The 23,715-nt window shown below is 54.9% G+C and carries 26 protein-coding genes; 8 read left to right on the top strand and 18 right to left on the bottom strand.

What is annotated here, in order from left to right; genetic code table 11:
* Positions 1–47: 47 nt before the first annotated feature.
* Genes DV532_RS29665 through DV532_RS29675 form a run of 3 tightly spaced genes read right to left on the bottom strand, consistent with a single transcriptional unit; the run spans position 48 to position 1,998 of the window.
* Positions 48–527, bottom strand: a complete 480-nt coding sequence (locus DV532_RS29665; RefSeq protein ID WP_156675879.1) for a hypothetical protein — start codon at positions 525–527, stop codon at positions 48–50.
* A complete protein-coding gene (locus tag DV532_RS29670) occupies positions 524–772 on the bottom strand; it encodes a hypothetical protein (RefSeq protein ID WP_120715526.1) in 249 nt (82 codons plus the stop codon). The genes DV532_RS29665 and DV532_RS29670 overlap by 4 nt, the downstream gene beginning before the upstream one ends.
* Positions 773–798: 26 nt before the next feature.
* The gene (locus tag DV532_RS29675) at positions 799–1,998 is read right to left on the bottom strand and encodes a hypothetical protein (protein WP_120715527.1); all 1,200 of its coding nucleotides are present in this window, start codon (positions 1,996–1,998) and stop codon (positions 799–801) included.
* Positions 1,999–2,113: 115 nt separating this feature from the next.
* Here DV532_RS29675 and DV532_RS29680 point away from each other — a divergent pair, with 115 nt between their 5' ends.
* Positions 2,114–3,703: a hypothetical protein gene (locus DV532_RS29680; RefSeq protein ID WP_056797856.1), complete on the top strand. Its 1,590-nt coding sequence runs from the start codon at positions 2,114–2,116 to the stop codon at positions 3,701–3,703.
* Here the strand turns inward: DV532_RS29680 and DV532_RS29685 are convergent.
* The 3 genes from DV532_RS29685 to DV532_RS29695 form a co-directional block, all read right to left on the bottom strand.
* Entirely contained in the window at positions 3,698–3,907 is a 210-nt protein-coding gene (locus DV532_RS29685) for a hypothetical protein (protein WP_056797853.1), read from the bottom strand. The genes DV532_RS29680 and DV532_RS29685 overlap by 6 nt on opposite strands.
* The gene (gene xseA / locus DV532_RS29690; protein WP_056797850.1) at positions 3,900–5,264 is read right to left on the bottom strand and encodes an exodeoxyribonuclease VII large subunit; all 1,365 of its coding nucleotides are present in this window, start codon (positions 5,262–5,264) and stop codon (positions 3,900–3,902) included. The genes DV532_RS29685 and xseA overlap by 8 nt, the downstream gene beginning before the upstream one ends.
* A 65-nt stretch (positions 5,265–5,329) precedes the next feature.
* A complete protein-coding gene (locus DV532_RS29695) occupies positions 5,330–5,920 on the bottom strand; it encodes a hypothetical protein (RefSeq protein WP_056797847.1) in 591 nt (196 codons plus the stop codon).
* Positions 5,921–6,041: 121 nt separating this feature from the next.
* Between DV532_RS29695 and DV532_RS29700 the strand changes: the two genes are divergently transcribed.
* The 4 genes from DV532_RS29700 (at position 6,042) to DV532_RS29715 (ending at position 9,662) form a co-directional block, all read left to right on the top strand.
* The gene (locus DV532_RS29700) at positions 6,042–7,517 is read left to right on the top strand and encodes a hypothetical protein (protein WP_056797844.1); all 1,476 of its coding nucleotides are present in this window, start codon (positions 6,042–6,044) and stop codon (positions 7,515–7,517) included.
* A 53-nt stretch (positions 7,518–7,570) separates the two neighbouring features.
* On the top strand, positions 7,571–8,218 hold the full coding sequence (locus DV532_RS29705; RefSeq protein WP_056797841.1) for a hypothetical protein: 648 nt from the start codon (positions 7,571–7,573) through the stop codon (positions 8,216–8,218).
* Between the two features lie 61 nt (positions 8,219–8,279).
* Positions 8,280–9,260, top strand: coding sequence for a hypothetical protein (locus tag DV532_RS29710; RefSeq protein WP_056797838.1), 981 nt, complete (start codon positions 8,280–8,282; stop codon positions 9,258–9,260).
* Between the two features lie 3 nt (positions 9,261–9,263).
* Positions 9,264–9,662, top strand: a complete 399-nt coding sequence (locus DV532_RS29715; protein ID WP_056797836.1) for a hypothetical protein — start codon at positions 9,264–9,266, stop codon at positions 9,660–9,662.
* Positions 9,663–9,665: 3 nt separating this feature from the next.
* Here DV532_RS29715 and DV532_RS29720 read toward each other — a convergent pair whose 3' ends face one another.
* The 3 genes from DV532_RS29720 to DV532_RS29730 all read right to left on the bottom strand — a co-directional run bounded on the left by DV532_RS29720 (position 9,666) and on the right by DV532_RS29730 (position 12,354).
* Positions 9,666–10,796, bottom strand: coding sequence for a cation:proton antiporter (locus DV532_RS29720; RefSeq protein WP_256659158.1), 1,131 nt, complete (start codon positions 10,794–10,796; stop codon positions 9,666–9,668).
* 11 nt (positions 10,797–10,807) lie between these two features.
* On the bottom strand, positions 10,808–11,293 hold the full coding sequence (locus DV532_RS29725; RefSeq protein WP_120715529.1) for a cation:proton antiporter: 486 nt from the start codon (positions 11,291–11,293) through the stop codon (positions 10,808–10,810).
* Positions 11,294–11,358: 65 nt separating this feature from the next.
* A complete protein-coding gene (locus DV532_RS29730) occupies positions 11,359–12,354 on the bottom strand; it encodes a hypothetical protein (protein ID WP_056797830.1) in 996 nt (331 codons plus the stop codon).
* Between the two features lie 116 nt (positions 12,355–12,470).
* On the opposite strand from DV532_RS29730, the gene DV532_RS29735 reads away from it, so the two are divergent.
* A complete protein-coding gene (locus tag DV532_RS29735) occupies positions 12,471–12,974 on the top strand; it encodes a phosphatidylglycerophosphatase A (RefSeq protein WP_056797827.1) in 504 nt (167 codons plus the stop codon).
* 25 nt (positions 12,975–12,999) lie between these two features.
* Here the strand turns inward: DV532_RS29735 and DV532_RS29740 are convergent, their stop codons facing one another.
* Complete coding sequence (locus tag DV532_RS29740; RefSeq protein ID WP_056797825.1) at positions 13,000–13,857, bottom strand: ATP-grasp domain-containing protein; 858 nt, start codon at positions 13,855–13,857, stop codon at positions 13,000–13,002.
* A gap of 160 nt (positions 13,858–14,017) precedes the next feature.
* Here DV532_RS29740 and DV532_RS29745 point away from each other — a divergent pair, with 160 nt between their 5' ends.
* Positions 14,018–14,821, top strand: coding sequence for a hypothetical protein (locus DV532_RS29745; RefSeq protein WP_156675878.1), 804 nt, complete (start codon positions 14,018–14,020; stop codon positions 14,819–14,821).
* Positions 14,822–14,871: 50 nt separating this feature from the next.
* Complete coding sequence (locus tag DV532_RS29750) at positions 14,872–16,023, top strand: hypothetical protein (RefSeq protein WP_056797820.1); 1,152 nt, start codon at positions 14,872–14,874, stop codon at positions 16,021–16,023.
* Positions 16,024–16,078: 55 nt separating this feature from the next.
* On the opposite strand, the gene DV532_RS29755 is transcribed toward DV532_RS29750, so the two are convergent.
* The 8 genes from DV532_RS29755 to DV532_RS29785 all read right to left on the bottom strand — a co-directional run bounded on the left by DV532_RS29755 (position 16,079) and on the right by DV532_RS29785 (position 23,692).
* Positions 16,079–17,494: a hypothetical protein gene (locus DV532_RS29755; protein ID WP_056797817.1), complete on the bottom strand. Its 1,416-nt coding sequence runs from the start codon at positions 17,492–17,494 to the stop codon at positions 16,079–16,081.
* Between the two features lie 101 nt (positions 17,495–17,595).
* Complete coding sequence (locus DV532_RS29760) at positions 17,596–18,894, bottom strand: WGR domain-containing protein (RefSeq protein WP_082476875.1); 1,299 nt, start codon at positions 18,892–18,894, stop codon at positions 17,596–17,598.
* Between the two features lie 11 nt (positions 18,895–18,905).
* Positions 18,906–19,517: a hypothetical protein gene (locus DV532_RS29765; RefSeq protein ID WP_056797813.1), complete on the bottom strand. Its 612-nt coding sequence runs from the start codon at positions 19,515–19,517 to the stop codon at positions 18,906–18,908.
* Between the two features lie 80 nt (positions 19,518–19,597).
* Positions 19,598–20,569 (bottom strand): hypothetical protein, encoded by a 972-nt coding sequence (locus DV532_RS29770; protein ID WP_056797811.1) that lies wholly within the window; start codon positions 20,567–20,569, stop codon positions 19,598–19,600.
* A 277-nt stretch (positions 20,570–20,846) separates the two neighbouring features.
* Positions 20,847–21,005: a hypothetical protein gene (locus DV532_RS30625; protein ID WP_162949026.1), complete on the bottom strand. Its 159-nt coding sequence runs from the start codon at positions 21,003–21,005 to the stop codon at positions 20,847–20,849.
* Between the two features lie 67 nt (positions 21,006–21,072).
* Positions 21,073–22,266 carry a tetratricopeptide repeat protein gene (locus tag DV532_RS29775; protein WP_156675876.1) on the bottom strand — a complete coding sequence of 398 codons (1,194 nt, stop codon included), beginning with the start codon at positions 22,264–22,266 and terminating at the stop codon, positions 21,073–21,075.
* Positions 22,190–22,960, bottom strand: coding sequence for a hypothetical protein (locus tag DV532_RS29780; protein WP_056797804.1), 771 nt, complete (start codon positions 22,958–22,960; stop codon positions 22,190–22,192). Before DV532_RS29780 ends, DV532_RS29775 begins: the two co-directional genes overlap by 77 nt.
* A 69-nt stretch (positions 22,961–23,029) precedes the next feature.
* Positions 23,030–23,692 (bottom strand): N-acetyltransferase, encoded by a 663-nt coding sequence (locus tag DV532_RS29785; protein WP_056797801.1) that lies wholly within the window; start codon positions 23,690–23,692, stop codon positions 23,030–23,032.
* Between the last annotated feature and the right edge of the window lie 23 nt (positions 23,693–23,715).

Consider the following 23,715-nt stretch of genomic DNA (forward strand, 5'->3'; position numbering starts at 1 on the left):
ATAAGGGATTCTGGATCAAGGCAATTTTCATCACCAGGTATTTATGCTCACAAGCCCAGCTCGATACCAAGCTGATCCTCACGCCCTTTCTCGTCAGCTCGGACAAAGTCCTTGCTGCCGACACCCGTGGTGTTGATTAGAAACGCCATGATGAAGGGATCACTGGTTTCAGCTATCCGTACGATTTCGCCGCGATCAAGCTCTGCCAGGCCGCGCAGCACGGGCTGCAAGCGCACCTTGAGTTGACCTGTGCCGACCGATGCCAGTTTCGCCAGGGCTTTGGCCACCGGGTCGTCACCGGTCACGGCATAGAATGGTGTGGTGCACATGGCCTGAACTTCGGCGACAAAGCTGATCAGTTCCTCCGTGGAGGCCTCCTCTCGGAAGAATCGCTCCAGGTACTCGCCGCCAAGCGCATCGTTGCCAGCCGTTCTCACCAGATCCGACCAGCCACACATTTTTTCTCGCAGCCTTCTCATGCCTTGGGGCTCTTTAGCACTTGTGGGTTGCTGACTGCCTTTGTTCATAGTCCGAGATCCCTTTCCAGTGCCAGAACCTGCGAGTTGGGGAAGTGCTCAACCACAAGTCGTTTTTGTTCGGGAGCGATTGAGAGGTAAAGATTCTCCGCCGCCTGGATGCTCATGGCACCTGCAATCTTTGCAGTTTCTTCCACCCCGGCGAAATGGCAAGCATTGCGGATTGAGGTCGTTACCGGGTTGTTCGACTGACGTTGCGTGGCATAGGCGTACTCAATGATTTCGAAATCAGTCATCGCATGGATATCCTTGCTCGCGGTCTTCAGTTCGTTTGCCAACAAGCGAAAATCGGGGACATTGGCGACATTCTTGTCGAACACTTGCGCAGTGCTGACAGATAGTGCTTGAGGAAGCCTTCTCCGCCCAGGATACGCACACCGGAGGTCATGATGGGGGCAGCGGGCAAGCATCGAAAGTGAGGCATCAGCTCGGGCAGGCGGCGCACACACATTTCATGCAGCCTGGGCGCCACGTCTTGCATGGCCATGCACCGTGTTAAGATCCAGTGAAGCAGTTCCAGGGCCGGGGTTTCGCGCTGCATATTGCGCAGCTCGGCCTCAAGCTGGGGGGTGCTCAGCAGCGCGTCTTCCCCAAATGTTGAAAGGGCTAGTTTGAACGAAGTGGCAGGCCCACTACCGCTGCAGTTACGCCGTCCGAGCACATTGGTCGCAAAGAGTTCGATAACTGCCTCATCCCCGAGGGCTGCTCTATATCCCGCCAGGTAGCAAGGCTTGATACCTGCCCCGGAGATGAACATGTCGCGGAAAAACACCTCGATAACGTCGAATTCAAGCTTGGTTTTGGTGAAGTGCTCCAGGTACTTCGCGAACGTCTTGGGGTAGTCCACGGCAATGAAGAAGTCACTGTCCCGTGCAACCGCGTTGAAACTGTCGTGCCCGCCCACGTACTTGCTGACCAGACCCGCCAGGGCGGTGTCGATCAGGTCAGAGTCTTTGAATTGATCCCTCATCATGTTGCTGATGCAAGGCAGGAGGTTGATCCGTCCGGTGTAGGACTGAATCCAGCCGGCAATTCGCTTCTCATCGGGAGGAACGCCCAGGGTGGCAGCCAGCTCGATTTCTTTCGAAATCAGGCTCACCACACCCGACTGACCGATCGCTTCGGTGCTGGCAATGGCGGGCATCAATTTCGTGTAGGTGAGCACACTCAGGCTGTCGCACCAATGATTGATGAATTGCCACTTGTCTTTGTCGGGCCATTGCTCGAAAGCGTTGAGAAGCGGGGTAATGTCCTTGATGAAGGCGTCATGCGGGGCATTTGGGCTGCGGCCAGTGCCCAGATGTGCCGCAAGACTTTTCACCGCCATTTGGTTGACCCAGAAGGCGTCACGAAACGCAGCGAAGGTGTTGCTCTCTGTCGATGGGTAGTCGACGGCAAGCGTGTTGCGTTCAATGCTTGCCTGCAGGGCTTCCAATCGCTGTGAATCAATCTGGTGGCGCATGGGTATTCTCCTTTCTTGGTATTGTGGCGTCGGATAAGCGCGGGGATCAAGCACTCTAAGTCACCCTTTGCCCTCGGTTTGTCGTCACCGGCATACTGATCAAAAGGAGCGCACCATGAATCTGAATCACACCCCTTTGATCGATGCATCCGATGAGTACAAGGAGGCGCTATGCGTGCTTCCTGGCTCCAGGGGAAGCTTGATCGCTGACTTCGATCGCACCCTCTCCCAAATGGAGGGGGATCTCAAACACCAGGCCATGAACTGGCTTTTGGATGGCGCGTTCCTGTGGCAGAAACGCGACCTCCTTGACTACCTGGTTGAAAACGGCGTAACTCAACAGCCTGGCTTCTTCAGCGATCTCTCGGGCGCATTGACACTTTACACCCGTGTTCGCACTGCGAATCTTGCTGGTAACGACAAGATCTTGGGCTTCATCGCCCTCCTCCAGGATTATGCCGCGACCCTGGGTGATGATTTCAAACGCGAAGCTGTTTGCCATCTGCTGCCTCGCAGTGATCGGGCCATGGCTGTGGAAGAGGATTATCGCGAGGAGTTTGAGCAACACCTGGATTTGTTCAGAATGGTTTTTGGCAAGGACGTGTTCCTAGATCCTGAAATTGGCAATACGCTGCTGTGTCACATTGCGGAAACGCCGAGCTACGCGTGCAAATACGGTGAGGTTTTCACCACCCTGATCACGCACCTTGGCGACGATTTTCGCTTCAACGACTATGATGTGACTGCCCGTTTACTAGGTGACAAAGCGTATTATTGCTCGCAGCAATTTTTCGACAAACATCAGCAGTGCGTTGCCGGCCTCTTGAGTCATATCAAGCGCCCCGCCATGCACAGCGCATCACTGGTAAAGCTGGTAAGCGCCCTGGGTCATGTCGCCCTTCCGATCCTGGCGGACGATGAGCGTCTCCCTATTGGCTCGGGCGTTATGGGCAAGCTCAATGCTCACCTGCTATATGGCGAGGAAAGGGGGCAGGCAGGCCTTGCCAGCCATCGCCAGATTCACGAAGCGTTGGCCAGGCGTGTGCTCACCCACCCTGCCTTTGCAGGTCAGGTGTCAATTGCACCGGATCTGCGCGAAGTTCCTGCTAACGGTTATGCTGGCTTGACCGCAATCGTGGCCAGGCGGGAGGGCGTCAGTCTCACGCTCAGGCCCGAGAATCTCGAAAGCTTTAGTGTGATGATAGCGGAAACCCAGGGTTTTGATGAAGAAGACCGCCGCGAGCTGTATGCATTTCTCAAGGATCAAATGGGTTATGAAGTCCTTAAAGCCTACCAGCGCGCCAGCAAAAACAGCCCGGAAAACCCAATCGTCTCCAGGATGGCCGCCCTGGATCCGAAGATGCTTGTCGACGCCTGCCTGATCCAGGTCTGCTATGAGCAGATCCTCAAGCGGGCTTCGAAAAATCCACCAAGCTCAACAGATGTCCCCCTACTTGAGGCCGCAAGAAACGCGGCGAGAAGCGGAATGCGAAATGACAGCGCAAACCCTCATGCGAAATTCTACAAGGCGGCGCGCTGCCTGGTCGAACAGATGGACGACGCGAGAATCCTGGCGCATTTACCCAAGAACAAGCGCTTCGCACAGCAGATGGTCATGAACAACCTGGTCAAGGATCGGCAATACATTGCCCTGCTCACACCACGTCAGCAAGAGGACATGCTGAGCAAAGACCTAGGCCTATGACCGCACCAGGCCCTGCGCCGCGCTGAGCTCTTCACGGATCGCGGCGGTACGCTGCTTGATGTGGTTGTAGGCATTCACGCCCTCGGAAACGATCGGCATCACCAGCTCCACATTGGGTTCTGGCATCTGCCCCGGCGACAGGGCAAGCACCGCATTCTTTAGGATCTGGGCGTGGTTGATGGTGTTGGTATTGGTGTCAGTCATGCGATGCCTCCACGACAGCCCTGACCGGGCCATCTTTGAATGTGAGTGTGAGTAAGGTTCCTGCGGGTGCCTGGGTCGAAGATGTCACAAATCCGTCCGGGCTCTGTGCATAGGCATAGCCTCGCTGCAAAATGGCCAGGGGGTTAGCAGCCATCACTTCGGAAATCCACTGATCGGCCTGAGCCTCAGCTTTGTCCAATTGCTTGTGGGCATGGTGAAAAACCAGTTCAAGATCCTGATTCGCCTGCTCCATGATGGTTTGCAGGGCGATCTCGGTATGTGCGCGCAACTGATCCATCGACCGCTCATTGCCAGACTCGGCCTTGTCCAGCTGCATTTCAGCGGCAGTTACCAGGCGCTCGATGTCGCTATCCGCCCGCGCTTCAGCGTTGCTTAACTGTGCTTGCGCATGGTCAAGCAGCTGGACGATGCGCGTGTCAGCGTCATGCTCTGCCCGGTCGAGCACCTGATGAGCAATACGGGTGAGATTAAGAAAGTTTTCATGAATCTCGTTTGCTGCTCGGACAATGGTTTCCTTGATATGGGAAATCACCAGGCTGGGCGTTGCGAATCGGCTGTGGGCCACCTCATCGAGCAACAGCTTGTCGCGCTCATGACCAATGCCAATCATCACCGGCATGGGCGTGCGGCAAATGGCATGTGCCAGGCGCCTGTGGTTGAGCTGGTAAAGCCCTGACTTGTCACCTCCTCCTCTAATGATGATGAGCGCCTGGTAGGGCAGCGCTCGATGCATGTTCACCACCTTGGCCATCGCATCGACGATGAGGTCGCCGGGATTCTCCCCTTGAAACGCGCAATGAAAGTAGTCGAACTGACAGATGCCCAGGGCATGAAGGCGATCAGCCTCCACCCGAAAGTCACCAAGCCCTGCCGCATCGGGCGGCGAAATCACTGCCAGGCGCGTGAAATCATCAGGCATGGCCAGGTTTTTGTTGAGGGTGTAAACGCCCTTTTCCTTCAGAAAAGTGCGAATGTCCCTGAGTCTGGACTCCATGTCACCCAGCGTATAGGTTGAATCCAGGCCGAGCACCCGCAGCTTGAAGCCGAAGCTTTCATGGAAGATCGGCTTGACCTTAACCAACACCTTCATGCCCGATTGAAGCTTGTTGCTGGTCTCCGCTTCAAACCGTGTCACATGCGCCGCGTCTCCTTTCCAGATCACGGCACTGGCCTTGGCAACTTCACGGCGATTGCCATCGTATTCAACCAGCTCCAAGTAGCGATGAGCCCCAGTAGAAATGGATAGAATTTCGGCGGTAATCCAGGCCTCAGCGAAGGACGAAGTAACGACATCCTTGACGCCGCCCAGGTAGCGAGAGAGAGGTGTGGACTGCATGTGCTTTCCTAGATCAGTACATGCAGCCAGTATAACGCAGTGAGCAGGATATTTTGCTGCGATTATCAGGCTTTCGGGCCCGGCGCGAAGGCACCGCCAGGGCCGGCAGGGCCATTGCCCACATCCTTCGAATGCTCCTGCTCCTTTTTCATCTCATGCGCATGATCTTCAAATTCATTGAGCTTCTTCTCCATTTTGGCGACAAGTTTGTCGTAGTCCGCGCCATAGCCCGAAAAGCCATTGGACATCTCTTCATTACCCTTGCCGAATACCTTTTTGAGCATATTGATGATGCCTTCGACCATTTTCTTGAAGGTCAGGTACATCGCATCCGCCTCGTTGTACGGTTGCTCCTGAGGCCTCATGCGCTCAAACGCGTTAGCCATCTGCATGGCTTTCTGCCGTTGCAATGCGTTGGGGTCATCATTTGAGTGCGACTCCTTGAACTCGGTAGCGGCCCGCATGGCGTTTTCGAAGCCCATGTTCCGTGAGGCCTGGGTGGTAATGTTTTCTGCACTGGGGTCGCTGGGCAGCACAACGGACAAGGTGTCAATTTTGGCGCTGACAAGGCCTGCAGCCCCCCCAGAACCTTCGAGCAGGGGTGCGGCATTGCTTTTCAGGGAAGGTTCAACGGCTGACGCGGCGGGATTGCTCATGGGAAACCTCTTTTCTTTGATTATGCCATGACCAAAACGCCTGTTCCAGATGCTTCGTTTTTTGTGTATATTGCCGTACGACCACCGAATGACGATTGCTCACCCAAGGCCAGGAGGGATTATGTCACACCGCACATCAAAAATCTGGGGCTGGCGGCAGCGGTTGATCTATCGCCTGAATGACGTTGTCGCCATACTCTGGGTGCTTGCGCTGGTGATCACATTGATCATCCACGGCTTTTTCAAAATGCGACTGAGCGTCCCGAAAACCCTAGCCATTCTGAACTCAGATGACCTCGGGGACGCCCCGGAGCCATTCCATGTTCTCAAATACATGTTCTGCCCTGAGCAAGGGTGCCAGACCTTTAGGGGGTACATAGGTCGGAAAATTCAATCCATGGGTAAGTGGCCTATCACAGACAAGGATGGCATCATAAGCGCCAACATAAAACTTGCCCTGCTCAGCAAGGCGGTAGAAATTGACCACCTTCCCACCAAGTTCCAAAAAGGGCCACTGCTGATTTCAATGCTGTCGTGGTCATCTTTCCTTAAAGTCGGCCCCTCCGCGTACGAAGACCCCTACTTGCTTGAGCTACTCGTCGCTACCGACAACTTCCCAGAACAGCCCCTGCAAAAAAAATCTCTGGATGCTGAATCCATCAGAATCATTGATACTTACTCAAAGTATCCGGATCGGTGGATGCGCGCTGACAGGTCAGGACATGACTCGATTGATCCGTTAGTAGCGCTTAAGACGCTACTACATGACCTGGCACATGTCGACCTGGCCGAACAGGAGCGATTCAAGAAACTGGAGGAAACCATAGCCCTGTTGATCGATCACAGACTTGACATGGAGCCCTGTCAAAACGACTTGGAGATTAGGGTCTTGCAAGAGCTCTTGGACAATGGCCTGGGGATTTACCACGTCCGAGTAGAAGATCGCCGAAAGGTTAAGGCAATGAACATTGCTGCAGAAGGTATTAATCTCCACCTGCTGCAAAGACTTGGCACCAAGCAACAAGTCAATCATATCGCCAAGACCCCTTTCCGTGGTTATTCTGAAGATGATCATCTTTGCATTGTAGGTTTTTTAAGTTCTCGGCCAAAGCTGTTCGAGCGACTTGCTGGAAAGTGGAATGTAACACCAGAAATGGTGGCTAACTATATACGCTCCGGGGCATCGCGAAAGCCGATTTTTTTTGATCATCCATCATTCATCGACAATATCCCCATGCTGGTCGCGGACTACCCTGATGTTGCCTTGAGCATGATAAACAATCATCAGTTTGATGGCCGTACTTTGACAATCAGTAGCGCATTACTGTCAGAAGCGGAAAAACTACCCGAACTGCCAGCCAAAATCACCAAACTCTCGGCACTGAGTCTTATTGAGCGAGCACGCCGTAAGGGATGCTTCTATAGCCTGGCCCAGCTCAAGCGTAGGGACATAAATACTGTGCTCCAAGCAGCGCTGACGCCAGATCAATATACCTTCATCCGGAAAAAATTGATGGTCAGCTCCAACAATGCCGATCTATCGAAATTACCTGACTCCGTCCTCGAAGACGTGTGCATGGAGGAATTGGGGCTTTGAGGTTGGAGTAGGGCCTTGCTCCTGTGGGAAACTGAAAAGAAAAAGGTTTCCCCATGCGCAAAAGCACCTGGAGGGCCTACCACGGTAGCCCATTTTGCATAGAGCGATTTGACTATGCCTTCACCGAGCACGGCGACGATATCTTCGGCTCGGGCTTTTATTTTGCAACCCACCTCGACGAGGCTCTCAAGTATGCATCGGACAAGTCCAGTCTCAGCACAGACCAATTAAGGATAAACCCGACCATTCACATTGCTGATATTACCATGAAAAACCCTTTGCCTTCAGACTACGAAGGCGAAATCACCCAGGCCCAGGTGCGCGAAATCATCCGACTTGCTCCTCAGGAATCCCGTGAAGAGGGGCTGTGGAAGTGGGGTGATCTGGGCAGTGACTCGCAAGCTTCAGTGATAAGCGATGCGGCACCGGCCTATGCAGGCTTCCAGTCAGTCCTGAGGGGCTTGAACAACCTCTCCAACGATTTCTTCCAGGGGGAGATCCGCGCCTTCAATAACGCGGTGCAAAAGGTTCTGGGCTATGATGGCGTCATCCATCGTCTTGTTGATCGCAAAAACTATTTCCTGGTCGCCTGGTTTCCTGAGCAAATCCAGATCATCGAGCGCACACCTGCTGCCATCATCCGACGCAACCTGCAGCTAGCTGAGGCAAGCCGCCAGGGCGACTCAGACCCAAGCCCTTGAGCATTGGGTCATCTTCAGACCTTGCGGTATACTCAACTTTTTACCAGCAAGGTCAACCAGGATGAGCAAGAAAGACACTCCGGTCTTCGAACTCCACAAGCTGATGATGCACAATACTGAAGAAGGGGTTCGTGCACTCAGTGGCAAGGGCGCGAAAAAACTTACGCGCCAGCAGTTGATCCGGGATGTCGCGCATCATGAGCCCCAGTTTATGGAGTCGCTCAACTTCATCATCATGGCTGAAGAGCTGCTTTGGAGTCGCCGGAGCAAGCGGGTAATCCTGCCGGAAACCCCCGAAATTTTTGAACGACTGCTCAATGCCGAATACACCATGGCAAGCGCAAAAGGCTTCAACCTGCCCTACTCCTCGTTCACCCTGGCGATGCCAGCGGGCCTTAAACACCGGGGCATCGAGCTACCCCCTTGCCTGGTTGACTATGGCCCCTACGAACAGTCTGACGCTCGGATCATCCATCCGTTTTGCGACTACATCGACGCCCCTCGGTCGGATGTTCATATTGAAGATTGCACACCGGGCGCTTACTGCCTGAGCATCACCTACCGTGAGGCGGGAACAATGGCCTATGCACGGGCAATGATCTCCGATGATGACCTCCCGACCATTCTGGAATCTACCAGCCCGCAGGAGTGCCGAGAGCGCATTGGCGATTATGAAAAGCTCAAGCGCCTGGTCGAGATGAACGATACCGACTACGAAATCCAGTACTGGCTACTGCGACTGGTGTCAGCCATTGGCATTTATCACGTGGCTACATCAGGCCAGCATTTGCACGAAGGCTTCCCTGGGAAAAAGCCACCCACGCTGATCAACAAGGATCCTTCCCAAATGATCCTGATGTCTTACCTCTCGACCGCCACTAGCACCGAGATCAAGCCGGCAATCAAGAAACCGGTGCTGGCCAAGGAGGCCCTGTCGCTCGACTCCGCCTGGCACTTCAACCAGAGCACTGGCAGCAGCTATGATGAAGATGAGGCTGATGACAATCCGTTCAGCCTGTATTTTGCGTCCGGAGGACAATAAGCAATGCGCGCCAAAGCCCTGGAAGACCTAGTAAAGCACCTGGAGTACGCTCCCGTGGAGTGCGATGGCATGGCGCGGCTGGTGGCCACAGTACTCACGCAACACAAAGTTGCGTATCAAGGAATGGCAGGCACGATCACACCCAAAGGCTGTGACTACACGATCCCGCACTTCTGGGTGCAGGTTGGCGAACTCGTGATCGACTATCGGGCGCAAATGTGGCTTGGGGATGGCAAGGACATCCCCCACGGGGTGGTCAACCTATCGGATTACGCAGCGCTCTATCAGGGCGAGCCCTTTCAGCTTGATCCATTGTCTGCGACGCTATACGAGATTATGAAAATGCCGTTTCCCATTGAACTGAGAAACGGCTTTCGCGAATCTGAAGGGCCGGGCAACTAGCGGCTATTGCAAGGCCGCTTCACTGTAATCCAGGTCAGTAATCAACTGTCGCATGGCTTCATCGTCAATCAAGCGTTTGCGACGCAGTTTGAACAGCGCCTTGCGCTGCACCCCAATCGCCTTGAGGCGCAGGTCTCGCTCAAGGGCTTCCATCGCCTGGGCGCGCTCCCGAACATTATCCACAGAGTCCAGCGCATCCACATCCTGGCGATAGTCCGCCATGACCCGCGCCAGCACTTCGGTCATCATCACTGCTTCACCCGCATCCTTGCCGATCGAGTGAGTGTGCTCCCACTCCTCAAGAAAGCGGATAACTGCGCTGGAAGCTGTGACTTTTGCCAACAAAACCTCTTTCGCCTGGGATTTCTCGGCATCACCCTGAACAAAGCGCAGGAACACCGGAATCCCCAGTGCGCCAACCACCAGTGACAAGATGATCACCCCCATGGCAAGGAAGATCATGATGTCCCGACCTGCGAACAGTTCACCTGCGATCACTACCGGTACCGACATGACCGCCGCCAGGGTGATAGCCCCTCGCACACCCGCAACCGTCATCAAGCCGGAGACCAGCGCATCTTGCTCGGGCTTGTGCGGCGTTCTGGTAAGGCGCTTGTACAGCACAGTCAGCTTCTTGTAACCGTAAATCCAGACAAAGCGGGTGACAAAAATCGAAGCCGTGATGAGCACCACATACTCCGAGAGGTCAAAGAGGCTGAAGGTGTTGAGGTTGTGGTTGCTCACCGTCCCCTCCAGAATTCCAGGTAGGGCGTTACCCAGAATCACGAAACATGCACCCTCCAGCAGAGCGACGATCACATGCACGACCGATCGGTTCAACATGCGGGTCTGGATATTTTTGGGGAGCATCTCCAAGCGGGACTGCATCCAGCCAGCGCCTACAGCGGCCAGAATGCCTGACAGGTGCAGGTGCTCTGCCATGACAAACGCGGCAAAGGGCACCAACAGCATCAGGAACACCGGGGTAATCGGGTCAAAGAAGCCCCGCGCCGCCATCATCGACTTGCCTTTACCGACCAGCCAGCTGATCGCCCCGCCGACCGCCAGGCCGCCCACTGCCATGAGGATCAGCTTGAAACCCGCCTCTACCGGAGAAAACACACCTGACAGCAAAGCGGTAATTGCTACAGCAAAGAGCGAAAGAGAGCTTCCGTCATTGAGAAGACTCTCGTAGCCAATTTACGACTAATTCGTTCTGGTAATTTTCCATGCGCCAAAGCCGCAACCGCCACTGCATCAGTCGGCGCCAGCACCGCCGCCAGGGCGAAACAGGCGGCCAGCGGAATCACCGGCAACAGGAAATTGATGAAGAAGCCGCACAAAATGACGGTCAGTACCACCAGGCCGATGGCCATGCCCAGCACGGGCCCGCAGTCCTTGGCAAAGGAATTTTTCGGCAGTGAATACGCTTCTACCCAAATCAGTATAGGGATGAAGAGAACCATGAAAATTTCAGGCTCAATTTCAATGCGAACCCCGTAGCTTGGAATCGCAATGAGCGCCCCCAAGGCAATCTGCAGGAACGGTAGCGGGATAGGTAGCACGTTCGCCAGGATCCTGGCGAAACCCACAGTCATGAACATCAAAAAAATCAGGTTAAGCAGCTCCATCAACCACTCCCGGCAGACAATTTTCAGAATTTACGCAATATATGGCCAAACCGTCAATGTGTCAATTACAAGCCGAGCCCTTCCTCAAGCGCTGCTGCAGCATACCGCTCTCCGCCACTGGGGTGCAGCAATGCTTGCCCGTGTGTAAGCACCCGCTCTTTGACCAGATAATCCAGGCTGGATTTGGAGAGACTGTTAAGGGCCTGCAGCCCCAGCTCTTTTGCCGTGAGGCGACACACCAGCTCAGCAACGCTTTTGCACGCATCATCGCCAACCACGAGCATTTCATTCACAAATTTGCCCGGCTCCTCCACGTCCATGTAATTGGCCAACGTCTGAAGACCAATAAAACTCAAATCTAACTGCTGAATATTGGGCAGCCAACGCCTGACTGCTTCATTCTGACCAAAAAGCTTGGCCTGGTAAGCGAATACAGTGGCCAAATCCGCCTGCGGTAGCTGCAGGTAAGCATTGGGGAAGGTCATTTTTTCCAGAGCCTGCTGGGAGATTTCCAGCCCCGCCTCGTTAAGATGAGGAAGGACAGCAAAGAACTCGTAGAGGTTCATCATGGCAACCATGTCTCGAACAGCATGGCCCGTCCTGACTCTCAGATCTAAAGCCACCCCGGCTGCATCAGGCCACTGCGGAAAATACATTTCATGCGCAGGCGTCCAACGGCGCATCTCAAGCTCCAGAAAGAGCTCGGCATTGATACTGGTATCACCCGTCTGTTGACTGGTATCAATGCCCTTTAACAGTTCGTTGGAAATGAAGCTCCCGCTGCCTGTCAGCATCGCCAGCCTCAACAATGCATCTCTACCCTGGGAGGAAGCAAGGATCAGCTGCACCACGGATCTAGACAAAGTGTCCTGGCCACAACCGTTGCGTGCAAAATCCTGCAGAATGGCCTGGTAGTTTTTCTTCGAGAAAAAGTCACTGAAGATTGTGTCAAAATCCGCCTGGATCAAATCCGATCGCAAGTGTCCGTAACGACCGAGGTAGCCATTTTTTTCGAGGTATTCGGTCATTTTGGTGTAGTGCTGAGCGTAACGGACGGACATGTGCGACCCCTTTTTCTTTTAAACACTATAGGCCAGGCCTTACCCAGAGCGCAAAAGCGCTTGTTTGATACACGCTTTAGAAATATATTGCAGCAACCCGAATTTTGGAGTGTCCCATGGAAAACCCTCAAGATTTCACCCGACCGCTCAAACCTGACCCCCGACTGACCTTGCACTTCATCGCCACAGGCTTTGGCTCTGGTTTGCTTCCAAAAGCACCCGGCACGTGGGGGAGTATCGCGGCACTGCCATTGGGCATGGCCCTGCTGGAGCTGCCCACCTTGTGGATGGCCATCGTCATTCTGGTCGCTACCGTGGCAGGCATCTGGGTTTGTGATCAGGTATGCAAAGACCTGGGCACAACCGAGGATAACCAGTCGATCGTCTGGGACGAGTTTGTTGGCATGTGGTTGGCCATGCTGTTCATTCCTGGGCAGCATCAACTGGCCTGGGCATTGCTCGCTTTCGTGCTGTTCCGGATCTTCGATGTCCTAAAGCCAGGCCCTATCGGTTACTTGGATCGCTCGCTCAAAGGTGGGTGGGGCATCATGCTCGACGATGTGGCTGCAGGTTCATCTGCCATGCTGGTGGTGCTGGGCCTGACCTACGTATTCGCCTAACCCTCGCTGCCGCACCTGGTGAAACTCAGCCACCCAGTGAGATTTCCAGGGTGTGCTCCAACCATGCGGCCTCGATGATCGCGTGGTACACCGCCTTGATGTCACACGCATAGAGCCCGGAGGTGGAAAAGGCATTGAGCTCGACCACCTTCGGCACGCCATTTGAAATGGCTACGTCGCACGTGTAGGCAATATCCACTTGATAGGCATGGCTGGCCACCTGTTGCGCCAACGTCTGACAGGCACTGTCGACTTCAGTGGAGATGTCGATCTCGCCGCTGACCATGTACCTCGACCCTGCCACCACCTTGCGGTTAACGATCACAAAGCGGTACTCAGCCTCTACAAGCACTCCTCGGCTGACCAACGTCAGTGTTTCAACCGGCACATTGGTGAGCTGGCGCAGCGCCGAAAACTCCTGGGCTGCCTGGTCACGCTTGACGGGAAGGCCGGTGAAAGTCTTCGCCCCTGAATCTGGGCGGATGAACAGCGTTTCTGACTGAAACAAGTCGAAGAACCATTCAGGCCGCCTTATCAATTGCGCGTAGGGCACGAACACATGCTGCTCGTTCAGTAGCCACTCGGCGGGCAGCTGATGCATGTACTGGCTACAACGAAACCGCTCATCGTCATAGTACGCGCCAGGGGTATTGCCCTTGTGAACGCGCATGAAATAGCGGGTAAACGGAATGCTGCCGACAATGACCAGGCAGGCGTCTGGGGTAAACAGCGGGGCCGATGGGATGGCATTCACCGCAGGTTTGACCGCCACCGCCACCTGATGCCCAAGCTTCAGCAACCACTCTGGCAGCCACAGCTGATCGTTTTTTTCCAGCTGCGCCCGGTCAAACAAAAAGCAGGTTTTTGAAGTCAAAGCTGCCATTGGAAATTCTCACCATAACGTTTTTGCGGTATATTGACTTAAGCACGTATTTTACGACAGTTGAAGAGCTATGACACGATCTCTTTTCAGCCTGGAGGGCAACACCTGCCGGCGCGTTGCCTCATGGCTACCCAGCCTTGAGCGGGATTTGCAGCGTCTCATGGAGCAGCATCTCAATACATTTCTTGGCGTGACCTTTCTGGCCAGCGAATGGACAATGCACGGCCAAGTTGAAATGCGGGTGGACACGATCGGCATCGATGGCGATGGTTTTCCCGTGATCATCGAATACAAGAAGGTGGGCTCGGACAATATCCTGAACCAGGCACTGTTTTACCTGAGCGCACTCAAGCAGCGACAAGGGGATTTCACCGAGCTGGTGCGATCCCGGCTGGGCGAGCACATGGCCCAGGCCATTGACTGGAAGGGAGCGCGGGCGCTGTGCATTGCCCATGAGTTTCACCCCTATGATCTGAACCTGCTGGATCAAACCCGCGCCAATGTCGACCTGGTGACCTTCGAGTTCTTTGCCAACAGCACGTTTGAGCTCGATATCGTCAAAAGCCACCGGATCTATCGCAAACCACCTCCACAAGCGCCTGCGCCGCGCTCACGACTCACTTTCGGTGAAATGCTGACCTTCGCTTCACCACAGGTGCAAAGCCTTGCCAGGGGCCTGCAGGAGGCCCTGGGTCAGATTGATGAGGGACTGTATTTCGTCGATTGCAAGGACGGCCTCATCTTCAGCACCTTGAGTGCCGAACTAGGGCGCGTCCACCTCAGTGGCTCGATGCACCCGAAACTCAAGGTGACCATGCATTCTCATCCGAGTGAAAGCCAAGCCCTGGCATTTCCAGGACTCAAGGTTGGTCAGGGTGGCAGTCAGGTCACCTTGCGCACTGCGGAGCAGCTGGATGCGATGGTGGCATGGATCACCGACCAGGTCATGCAGTCAATGCGCTAGGTTGCTTCCCCTCACTCCGGAAGGGGTAGAATGTGGAAAAGGAGAACCTCATGACCGCACTCATTCACCCGATCGCCATTGAAGCGCAAGCGCTCTGTCACGACATGACAAAATTGGCCTACGACTACGGTGAGTATGAAGACTACATCACCAAAGGCAAGGCACTGAAGGCAGCAATCACGCAGCTGGTTGACCTGGGTGAATACGGGGCACTAGGGGAGCTTTTCAAGCAAACATCGCTCATGCTGGAGCCCTCGACTTACGAAAGGATTGTGGGACGTAAGCCCTATACTTCTCTGCATCTGAGGTTTGAGGCATTGGTGTTCCACCTGGAAAATTTCGGCGCGCATCCTGGGGAAACCCGCCAGTTTGTCTGGGGAGATGCTGCCCTTGATGACCTACTTGTCAAATCCTCACTCAGATCAGAACTACCCACCAATTTCATGGGGGCAAGACCCTGGTTGAAGCTCGGTGGCCAGTTGGCCAAAACGGGGAGCGTAGCAGCGTGGGATCAGCTGTTTACTCGCATGAGTGAAATCGAGGAGATCGCCCTGTTCGTCCAGGGAAACGCCGTCCTTTCTCTGGCGAGCTTCCCACCGGCAGTGCTTGTCGAGCATGCCGAGCTGTTTGATCGCCATATCGACCGCTATGTGGCAAACAGTGGGTCGCACGCCCGATATTTTACGATCGATCGTGAATACTCCCCGTTGAGCGTGCAAGGCACGGAATTCTATGACGCGCTCTTTACCCTGGGGCGGGAGGACATTGCCTACCGCTACATGAGCAACGACACCCTGGATGAACACAACATTTTCAAGATCCAGTCGCTCATCCACAAGTATCAATGGGTGCCGGATCACACCTGGGCGGGCTTTCGAAACCCGCGCCAAAGTTGGGGGCAGAACAACACGACAAACAGCATCATCCTCTACCACCTGACCCAGGAGAATGACGGCGTTGAATTGAGCTTCAGCTCGCCCGGCGAAGTGTTCAAGGCACTCAGTTACCACGGTACGACCCATGACTTCGGTACCATCGAGTTTCCTGCACGAAAAATCGAGGCTCTGATGAACGCTGCGTTCAACTTGATCAGAGGAAAAGACAAGTATCAGCAACTCAAAGCCGTGGGCTTTTCAGATGAGCAACTGGCACTGTGTGAACGGCTCAACCAGGAGCGCCTGGAGAGGGATTTAGGGCTCTAGATCGGGGCGGTGTGCAAAAGGGCTAGGTGGCCGATCCTTTTGCTGCCCTCCCCTTTTACAGCCCCAAATCCAAGGCAAGACGATCGGCGATCACCGATGGCGCCGTCGCATATTTGCGATCCTCATCGAGAAGCCTGCACTGGGCCAGGCTATGGCTGAACATTTTAGCCTGTTGCTCCACAGATAATTTTGGCAGGATCTGGGCGAGCACACTGCGGTCAGCCTTGAGGCGGTCTTCATATTCGAGCATCGCCGCATCAACCCCCTTCATCGCGAGGTTGAACACCTCAAGCGGTTTGAGATCCGCCGTAAGGGATTTGAATGGCACACGCGTTTCGATCTCAGCGCGCAAAGTCGCGGATTCAGAGCGCTCCAGGTGGTGCCTGAAATCGCGCATCGTCAGCTGCGCCAGATGGGCGGGGTCTTTCATGAAGCTGCGAAGGCCCGACTCCAGCAGGATGTCGATGGTGTCAACGACCCTTGGCGTGTCCTTTTGCGCACGTCTCATGCTGTCAAGGGTCGCCCTGATCAACAGCAAGGGGGTAAATTGATCCGATCTTGCCTGGAGCGGCTTACTGGCCGCGCTTCGTACGGGCTTTTGTGAAGCCAGGGCATCATAGGTCAGCGAGAGGTCAAAATTGTTCGCAATACGCTGAATCGAGTCGAAGTCGCAATCAACGATTCGCCCCAAAAGGGTCTCGAAAATCACACCATGCGCGGCCAGCGGGAGTGTATGTGTATCAAGTTGATGCTTGTCCTTGTCATGCGCCAGCACCATCGCCGCCGCAAAGGCATTGCGATAATTAGCTGGGTGACGAGGTGTCAACTGCTTGAATCCTTCGAAATCGGGTGTTCTCCCTAGCAGTGGGAGCAGGTTGGACATGCCACGATCAATGATCATGGCCAGGCCCTTGGCATACTCTGGGATATTGATGATGTCTCCCCCGAAGTAGGAGCCAGAACCCCTGCCCATGTGGGCGATGTGCTGGGGAGAGCGATAGAATTTTCGACCGCCCATTCTTTCGAGTTCTTCTACCACCTGCAGGAAAATCGCCTCATCAATCCTACCCTCGGAGAAGGATCGGATGGCGGCGCCCAGGGGCTGTAATGCCCTGGAATAGCGCTTGCGTGCCGACATTACCTCTTCCACCGTGGCGGCCAGGCTTTTGGCCTCCATCAGGTTCTCGTAGCGGTCATAGACCACCAGGTCGATGGCATCGTTTTGCGTAAGCACGGCCAGTGCCTCATGGCAGCCATAGCCAGCATTGTCGATCAGGGCTTTTTCAAGCGCTGTCCGCAGGTCGTCGCCACCTCGGACATAGGACTTCGAGCTTTGCTTGGCATAACCCAGACACTCAGGTTCTTGCTCAGTGCGCTTAAGCAGCCATTCGGCATGCCCCACAGCACGCTCGAAGGCGCTCTTGCCGCCGCTGAATTTACGGAATCGTTCGTCTTGGCTGCTGGTTTGCATGGGTGTATTTCCAGTCTCATTTTAATTCAGTATAGGTGCAGCGACTGGCAATAAAAAAGCCCCAGACTGCGGGGCTTCAATAATTATTCATCTAATCAATATCACTCGAACTCGACGAGGTATTTTATGCAGCCGGCACTTGTTTTGTAGACAATATATTCGTTATTTAAGACCCCACTTTTGCCACCGATTGCATATGTCGAGTCGGTACCGGGCGCAGGCAACTTCTCATTAGGGCCGCGTGGAATGTGTTCCTTGCCCATGGCTACGTCGGCCAGGAACATAAAGACCTCTTTTTCTCTTGCGCCGGCCCACCAACCTGTGGCATAATTGAGAGACTTCGTGCTTTGATCCGAGTAATAGACCCCGTTTCCAAAGAGCCTACCACATACCCAAGGTGAGCTGGCGGGCGGAATTACGAAGCCACTTTTCAAAATGGACAGCACATTGCCAGGGCGCGTACCGTGCCACAGGAATTTGATATTCCCCAGTGGGCGACCCTCTTCTTCGAAGGCCTTGGTCATTGCATCAATATTGACCTCGTAGACACGCTTGATAGCTAGGCCGTAGGAAGCATGCATTTTCTGACGGGTGGATTCGAAGAAATCGGTGATTTTTCTGATCACCGCCTTGTCTTCAACCACGTTGATTTCACAATTGAAGATTTTCTCGACCTCGATTTTTGCTTCGGCATCATCGCCGCCCTGGGCCTTCTTCTTGCGCAGTTCTTCCACCTGGCCAATGGAGGCCTCAAGGTCATCCAGGATGCCGTTCTGCTTCTGGATCGCTTCGCCATCAGGCAGCACGCCGGCAACCGAGAGCTTTCTGCCGACCTTCTGCGGGATCAGCATCAGGTAGCTGGCCAGCAGGGCTTTGACTTCGTCGCTGTCAAAATCCTTGGCTTCGATGTGAACGCTGAGCTTGTTAAGCAAGTCGCGGGCGTCCTTGATCGATTCCAGGGTGACGATGCCCAATGGCGTCTGGAACAGGCCGGTGTCTTCGTCATAGGCCAGGTCGGTGTTTTTCAGGATCGAGTGCACGTTAGCGTTGACGAGGCGCTTGATGAGGTCGGACACCACATCTTTGTGTTGGGTACGGATCTGCTCGGACGCGGCCATTTCCAGGGCCAGGCGAGACATACCCGCCTTGCTCTTGGTCTGGGCGATACCCTGGAAAGTTTGGTACCCGCCCTTGAGTTTCTCCCGAATTTTTGAGTCCATGAAACGACTGGCTTCGTGCTCACTGCTGAAGCGTTTCAAGGGCTGATTCTGGCCATTGCCCCCGATGCGTCCATTTACAACTTGGCAGCTGAAGTCGTCGTGCAGACTTATACGGTAAAATTTGTTGTTGTTATCGCCTATATCGGCCTTAACCAACATTTCTTCTCGAAGTACTTTCATGATCGCCACCCTCACACAGCTTTGGTCAGGTTGACGTCATCGATGACCGAGGATTTGTACAATTGGCCCATGAAGTTGTGGAACGCCTGGTCTTGGCGGAAGCTGTCGGTGTAACCGTGGATCTCGACCTGGTCTGCACCGCCCGCTTCCGGGTGGTAACGCACCACGCCTTTGTGCTGGCCACAGAACTGGGCAATGAGTTCGACAAGCTCGTCCTTTTCGTCCTCGTCGGCATCGGGGTTGTAGGTAATGCTGAGCTTGAATTTCGGGATCAGGCCGACATCCGAACCGGCTTCAGGAATGCCGCGAGGATCCAGGAGGATGTAGGCATGGTAGCCATACTGACCATCGCCGATCAGCACCGAATCAATGCGGTACAGACGCTCGATCATGTCATCGGGAATGGTTGCGCCCGTGCCAACCAGAACGAATTCATTGATGACCTTGGGCTGGTTTTCATCGATGATGCCATGCACCTTCAGCACGCCGTTTTGGTTGACGAAGCCGATCAGCTCTTTGGGGTGCTGGAACGGATGGCTCTGGATCTCGACGACCGAGACATGCGGGCCTTTTTTGAAATCGGTGTCTTTGATGATGTACGAAAATTGCTTGAGATGAGACATGTCCAGCTCCAGTTTTTCTTGTCGTTCTAGACTTTCAGTGTCTCATTTTTACCCTCAAAAATCAATATACGCATTACTCGTTAAAGACCAAGGTCACGGGCCAGAAACCCTTCTTTTTGAGCGTCTGTGGTCTCAACCAGCTGCATCCATTGCACATCATCCAGCACCCCGGATTTCCTCCAGTGGGCCATCAGCGATCGCTCGGCACCGGCCAGAATGTCCCAGTACTTGGGTTCGCTAAGGATCAGCAACATGGCGGTCTTGGAAATGTTGCGCGTGGCCTCACTGCTGCTTTCACGGTGCAGGCCGACTAGTTTCAGAATGTCCCCTCCGGTAAACATCTCCGCCAGGTCAAGGTAGCTGTACAGGGCCTGGTCTGGATTGGTGCTGTGGTACCGGGACTCCTTGAAGGCTTTCGGGAATGCGACCTTCAAGCCAAATTCCTCCTTGATCCAGGCATACATCCATGCCTCCCGCTCTCGGTAATTGGGCAATTGGCCAAATTGCGCACCGAGATCCTCTCGACCACAATCCCGCAGAAGGCTGACACCTACACTGCAGAGGTCATGCAGCGACCCGTGTTGGATCAACCAGGCTTTGCCGCCCTTGTGTTTGCACGTCTTGTCGTACACCCACTGGCTGATATCAGGCCGCACTTTGTTGACGCTAGGCAGTCGATCAAAACGTCCGCCGTGGGCCATCCCCCATTCGAACAAATCATCCATCTGCTCCATGAACAGGTCAGGGAAGTATTGCTCACTCGCGGTGGCGTCGAGGATTCCCCGGACAAGATTGCCCTGAGCGCCATAGGCTTCGACCATGTCCTGGATGAATGCCCGCGAGGAAGGCGCGTAGGCGTAAAGCCCCAGGAGCATGCTCTGAAAAAGGGTGCCGGAATCATGCTGGATCGGTTCCAGCAGGTCATAGTTCAACCCCGTGCTCTCCAGCGTTTGCCAGAGGACTTCCCACTGAGGGAGCTGCCGGCAGTGCCCGCTTTGCTCAAACTCTCGGTACAGGCCCCAGCTGCTCTGCTTGGTGGATTTTTTGGCCATGCACTTCACCCTTTTTCTTTCAGTGTACGCGGGGGATAGAAACCTAAAGCAAGCCGGGGTGCGCAGCACCCCGAATCATGCGACTGCCCTGCAATCTTTGTCACACCCCTTTCTACCGCGTGGCGCTAGCACTGCCTTTATGGTCAGGCAGGGTTACAGCGCCAGGATCTATCGACAAAGGTTGCCCGATAGTCTCATTTTGAACTCGCCTGTGCAGGTTTAGCCTGTGCGTTGCCTAGGGCTTGCTTGGCTACCTTTTCCGCCGCTCTGTTTGAATTCAAAAATGCCACATGAACATCGCTGCGAACGTTGCCGCAACCACATTGGTCACCACGTCTTCAGGGGGAGCCTTCAAGGCTGCAATCACGGTTCCAACCATTGCCCCAAACAGCACAATCACAAATGATTTATTCACATCCACTTCCTCAGTCAGCACGTCGATTATCGATATTGGTTGCCCCTGGCGATCCCGAGGGCCTTGAGCTAACCCGCGTGTTACCTACTCAATCCCCATGGAATTGCTCTTGCTCCGCTTGCCCATCATCCTCAGCTGGCACTTTCTGAACCTTGCGTTTGACCTCATCCAGGCTGGTTCCGCGCCTGGCCATGTCCACGGCGACGCCTTTGAGATTACCGACTTCGGTCGTTGCCAGGCCATTGCCCAGCTCACTTGCCAAGCTGAACCAGGCCAACGCTTCGACCTCTGCCGGATGGTCGAATCCGGTCAGGGTGGGTTTGTATTTTCGAATGAGCAGGCCGTTGGCGTACTCGTACATCGCGGCAGGGTCTCCGGAGCGCGCTGCGCGAAGATACAGCTCAGCCGAGCCCTGTGTACTGCCCGATGTCTTGGCAGCGGCGAGAAGGGCCTTGGAGAAGCCCTGGGTGACAGCAAACGACATGGCCTCTTTGGATGCCTGCGGATCTGTGCGGGCGACAATCCGGCTGTAGTAGTACGCCGCCTCACCAGATCCACCTCTGTACGCCTTTTCGATCAGCGCAAGGCCCTTAGGTTTGTCATTGAGGTGGGGCTGCGCCTGGTTGGCATAGAGAAAGCCCAGTTGCATCTGCGCCTTGAGGCTGGTTTCGGCGGCCTCCTCCAGCATGGCCAGGGCCTCGGCGTCCGAAACATCCCTGCGCAGTCGAATCAAGCCCAACACGCGCTTGGCCTCGTCCTTGCCAAGCTCCGCCGACAAGCTGATGTAGTGCTCGCCGATCGCCGCATTCTGCTCCACGCCGTCGCCCTCAATGTACTGGCGACCTAGGGCATACAGACCATCGGCATCCAGATTGCTGGGGTCGGGCTCAGCCTGTGGCTGCAGGGGCTCGGTATCAAGGGCTGGCAGCCGATCGGGCGGGATGAAGGTGCTGACCGAATCGGCGCCGTAGACAGCATAGCTGTCCTGCTCAGGGCTTGCGGAGGTGTCCACCGGCTCCTGGATCAGGATGACGCCGTAAGGGTTTTCCGTCACAGGCGCCTGAGCGCGATCTGCTACAGGAACGCTGCTGTCGGGCAGCTGAGCACAGCCGGCAAGCAGAGCAAGCATGAATGCAGCGGGAATTACATGGTTCATGGTCGAAAAGGCCCTTGGCACCTGGTGTGAGTGTGAGTAATCAGCTGGCTCAAAGGCCAAGATCAAAGATGAGAAAGTCTTCGTGAAGCTCTTCCAACTGCAATGCCACGCGTTTATCGAGGCCATGTTTTTCGACCAGCAGGTTCATGAAGGTGAAATTGTCCATGCCTTGTATCCGCGCCCCGCGACGATAGACCTCCAGAATCATGCGAAGCTTTCCGGTGGTGAGCAGGTCGCGTTTCTCAAAATCATTGAGCGCGGCCACCAGAGGTTCCAACCTCACTTCGTCGACATGCGGAAAGGGGCAGGCTGTCATTGCTTCGGTCTGCAAGTACACCGCGAGGGCCGCTGAAAAATCCGAGGCCCGCGCTTTCCAGCGGCCCGCGTTGGCAGCAAAGTGCGAGAATTCCCTGGGTGTGGGTCGCCAACCCAGCACCGTGTCCAGATGGGCAAAATGCTCGGTACCTCGCCACTTGGTATTGATGCGCCAAATAGCCAGTTCCCGGCTCCTCGGGCATGCCAGCGCCTCAAGCACCCTCGCTGCCTGATGCTCCGACGCTTCAGTGCGCAGCGCCTCGTCAATACCCCCGATGGGGCAGTAGGTGTTCGCCAGCAGATCGTCGAGCCCCTGGAAAAAGTCCACCAGCGGCTGCTCAGGGTGTTCCGGAATAAAGCCCAGGAAATCGAAAATACAGGCCACAGCGCGCTCGTCCTCGGCACACTGATCGACCAGGTGCGTGAAGATCGAGAGTGGCAGTGCGCTGTCGCCCTTGGCGAATGCGTCAATCACCGCCGTGGCGATTTTTGGGGGCAAAAACATGGCAACCCTGGCTGATGTCCTCGGGAGGCCCACATGGTAACAAACCTAAACCCAATATACGAGTAAAGGTTAAATGCCAAGCGTGTGCTCGTGGTGTGCTGCCGAACGCTTGGCCATCTGCGGCCTGGGGTTTAGCGCCGAGAACGTCGCGAGCATATAGGGAAACTCCCCTGCCACGGGGGTAAAACCGCTACGCTCGTATAGCACACGCAGCTTCGCCCGCAGGCGCAGCTGCTCGGCCTTGTTACCATTAAAGTCCGTCAGGAATGGCGAGGCCTCCAACAGCACTGCGTCATAATGTCGACTGAGGTTTTTCAGTGAACGTAGCAAGCGGGTAGCCAGTCCCTGCCCCCGATGCGCCGGCTGCACCAGAATATTGTCCACGTAAAGGATATTGGGCAACGGATCCATGCGATCTGCAGCACGAATACCCCCAGGCAGCACATCCAGCGCATCGAGTAGCTCATCCCGAATGCCATAGGTCAGGATATCGGCATCGGAATCTTCAGGGTTGTAGCCGAAGACCCCTTCAAACAGGTCGGTCAATTCCGAGTGCCCGCTGTAGATCGCATGCGGGTGGTCATCGGTGGGATCAGCCCAGGAGTCTCGAATGCTGGCACCAATGGCCCGCAAGGTCGCAATCACCTGGCCGTCGCGCTCGATCGCCAGGTGATGGACATTGAGATGGTCAGAATCCGCGCCAGGGTACGGTTCTTTTGTGTGTTTTATCATGAGGGCCTCTTACCCTCATGATT

Origin of the sequence: Pseudomonas sp. Leaf58, from assembly GCF_003627215.1 — a bacterium.
Taxonomy (GTDB): Bacteria; Pseudomonadota; Gammaproteobacteria; order Pseudomonadales; family Pseudomonadaceae; genus Aquipseudomonas.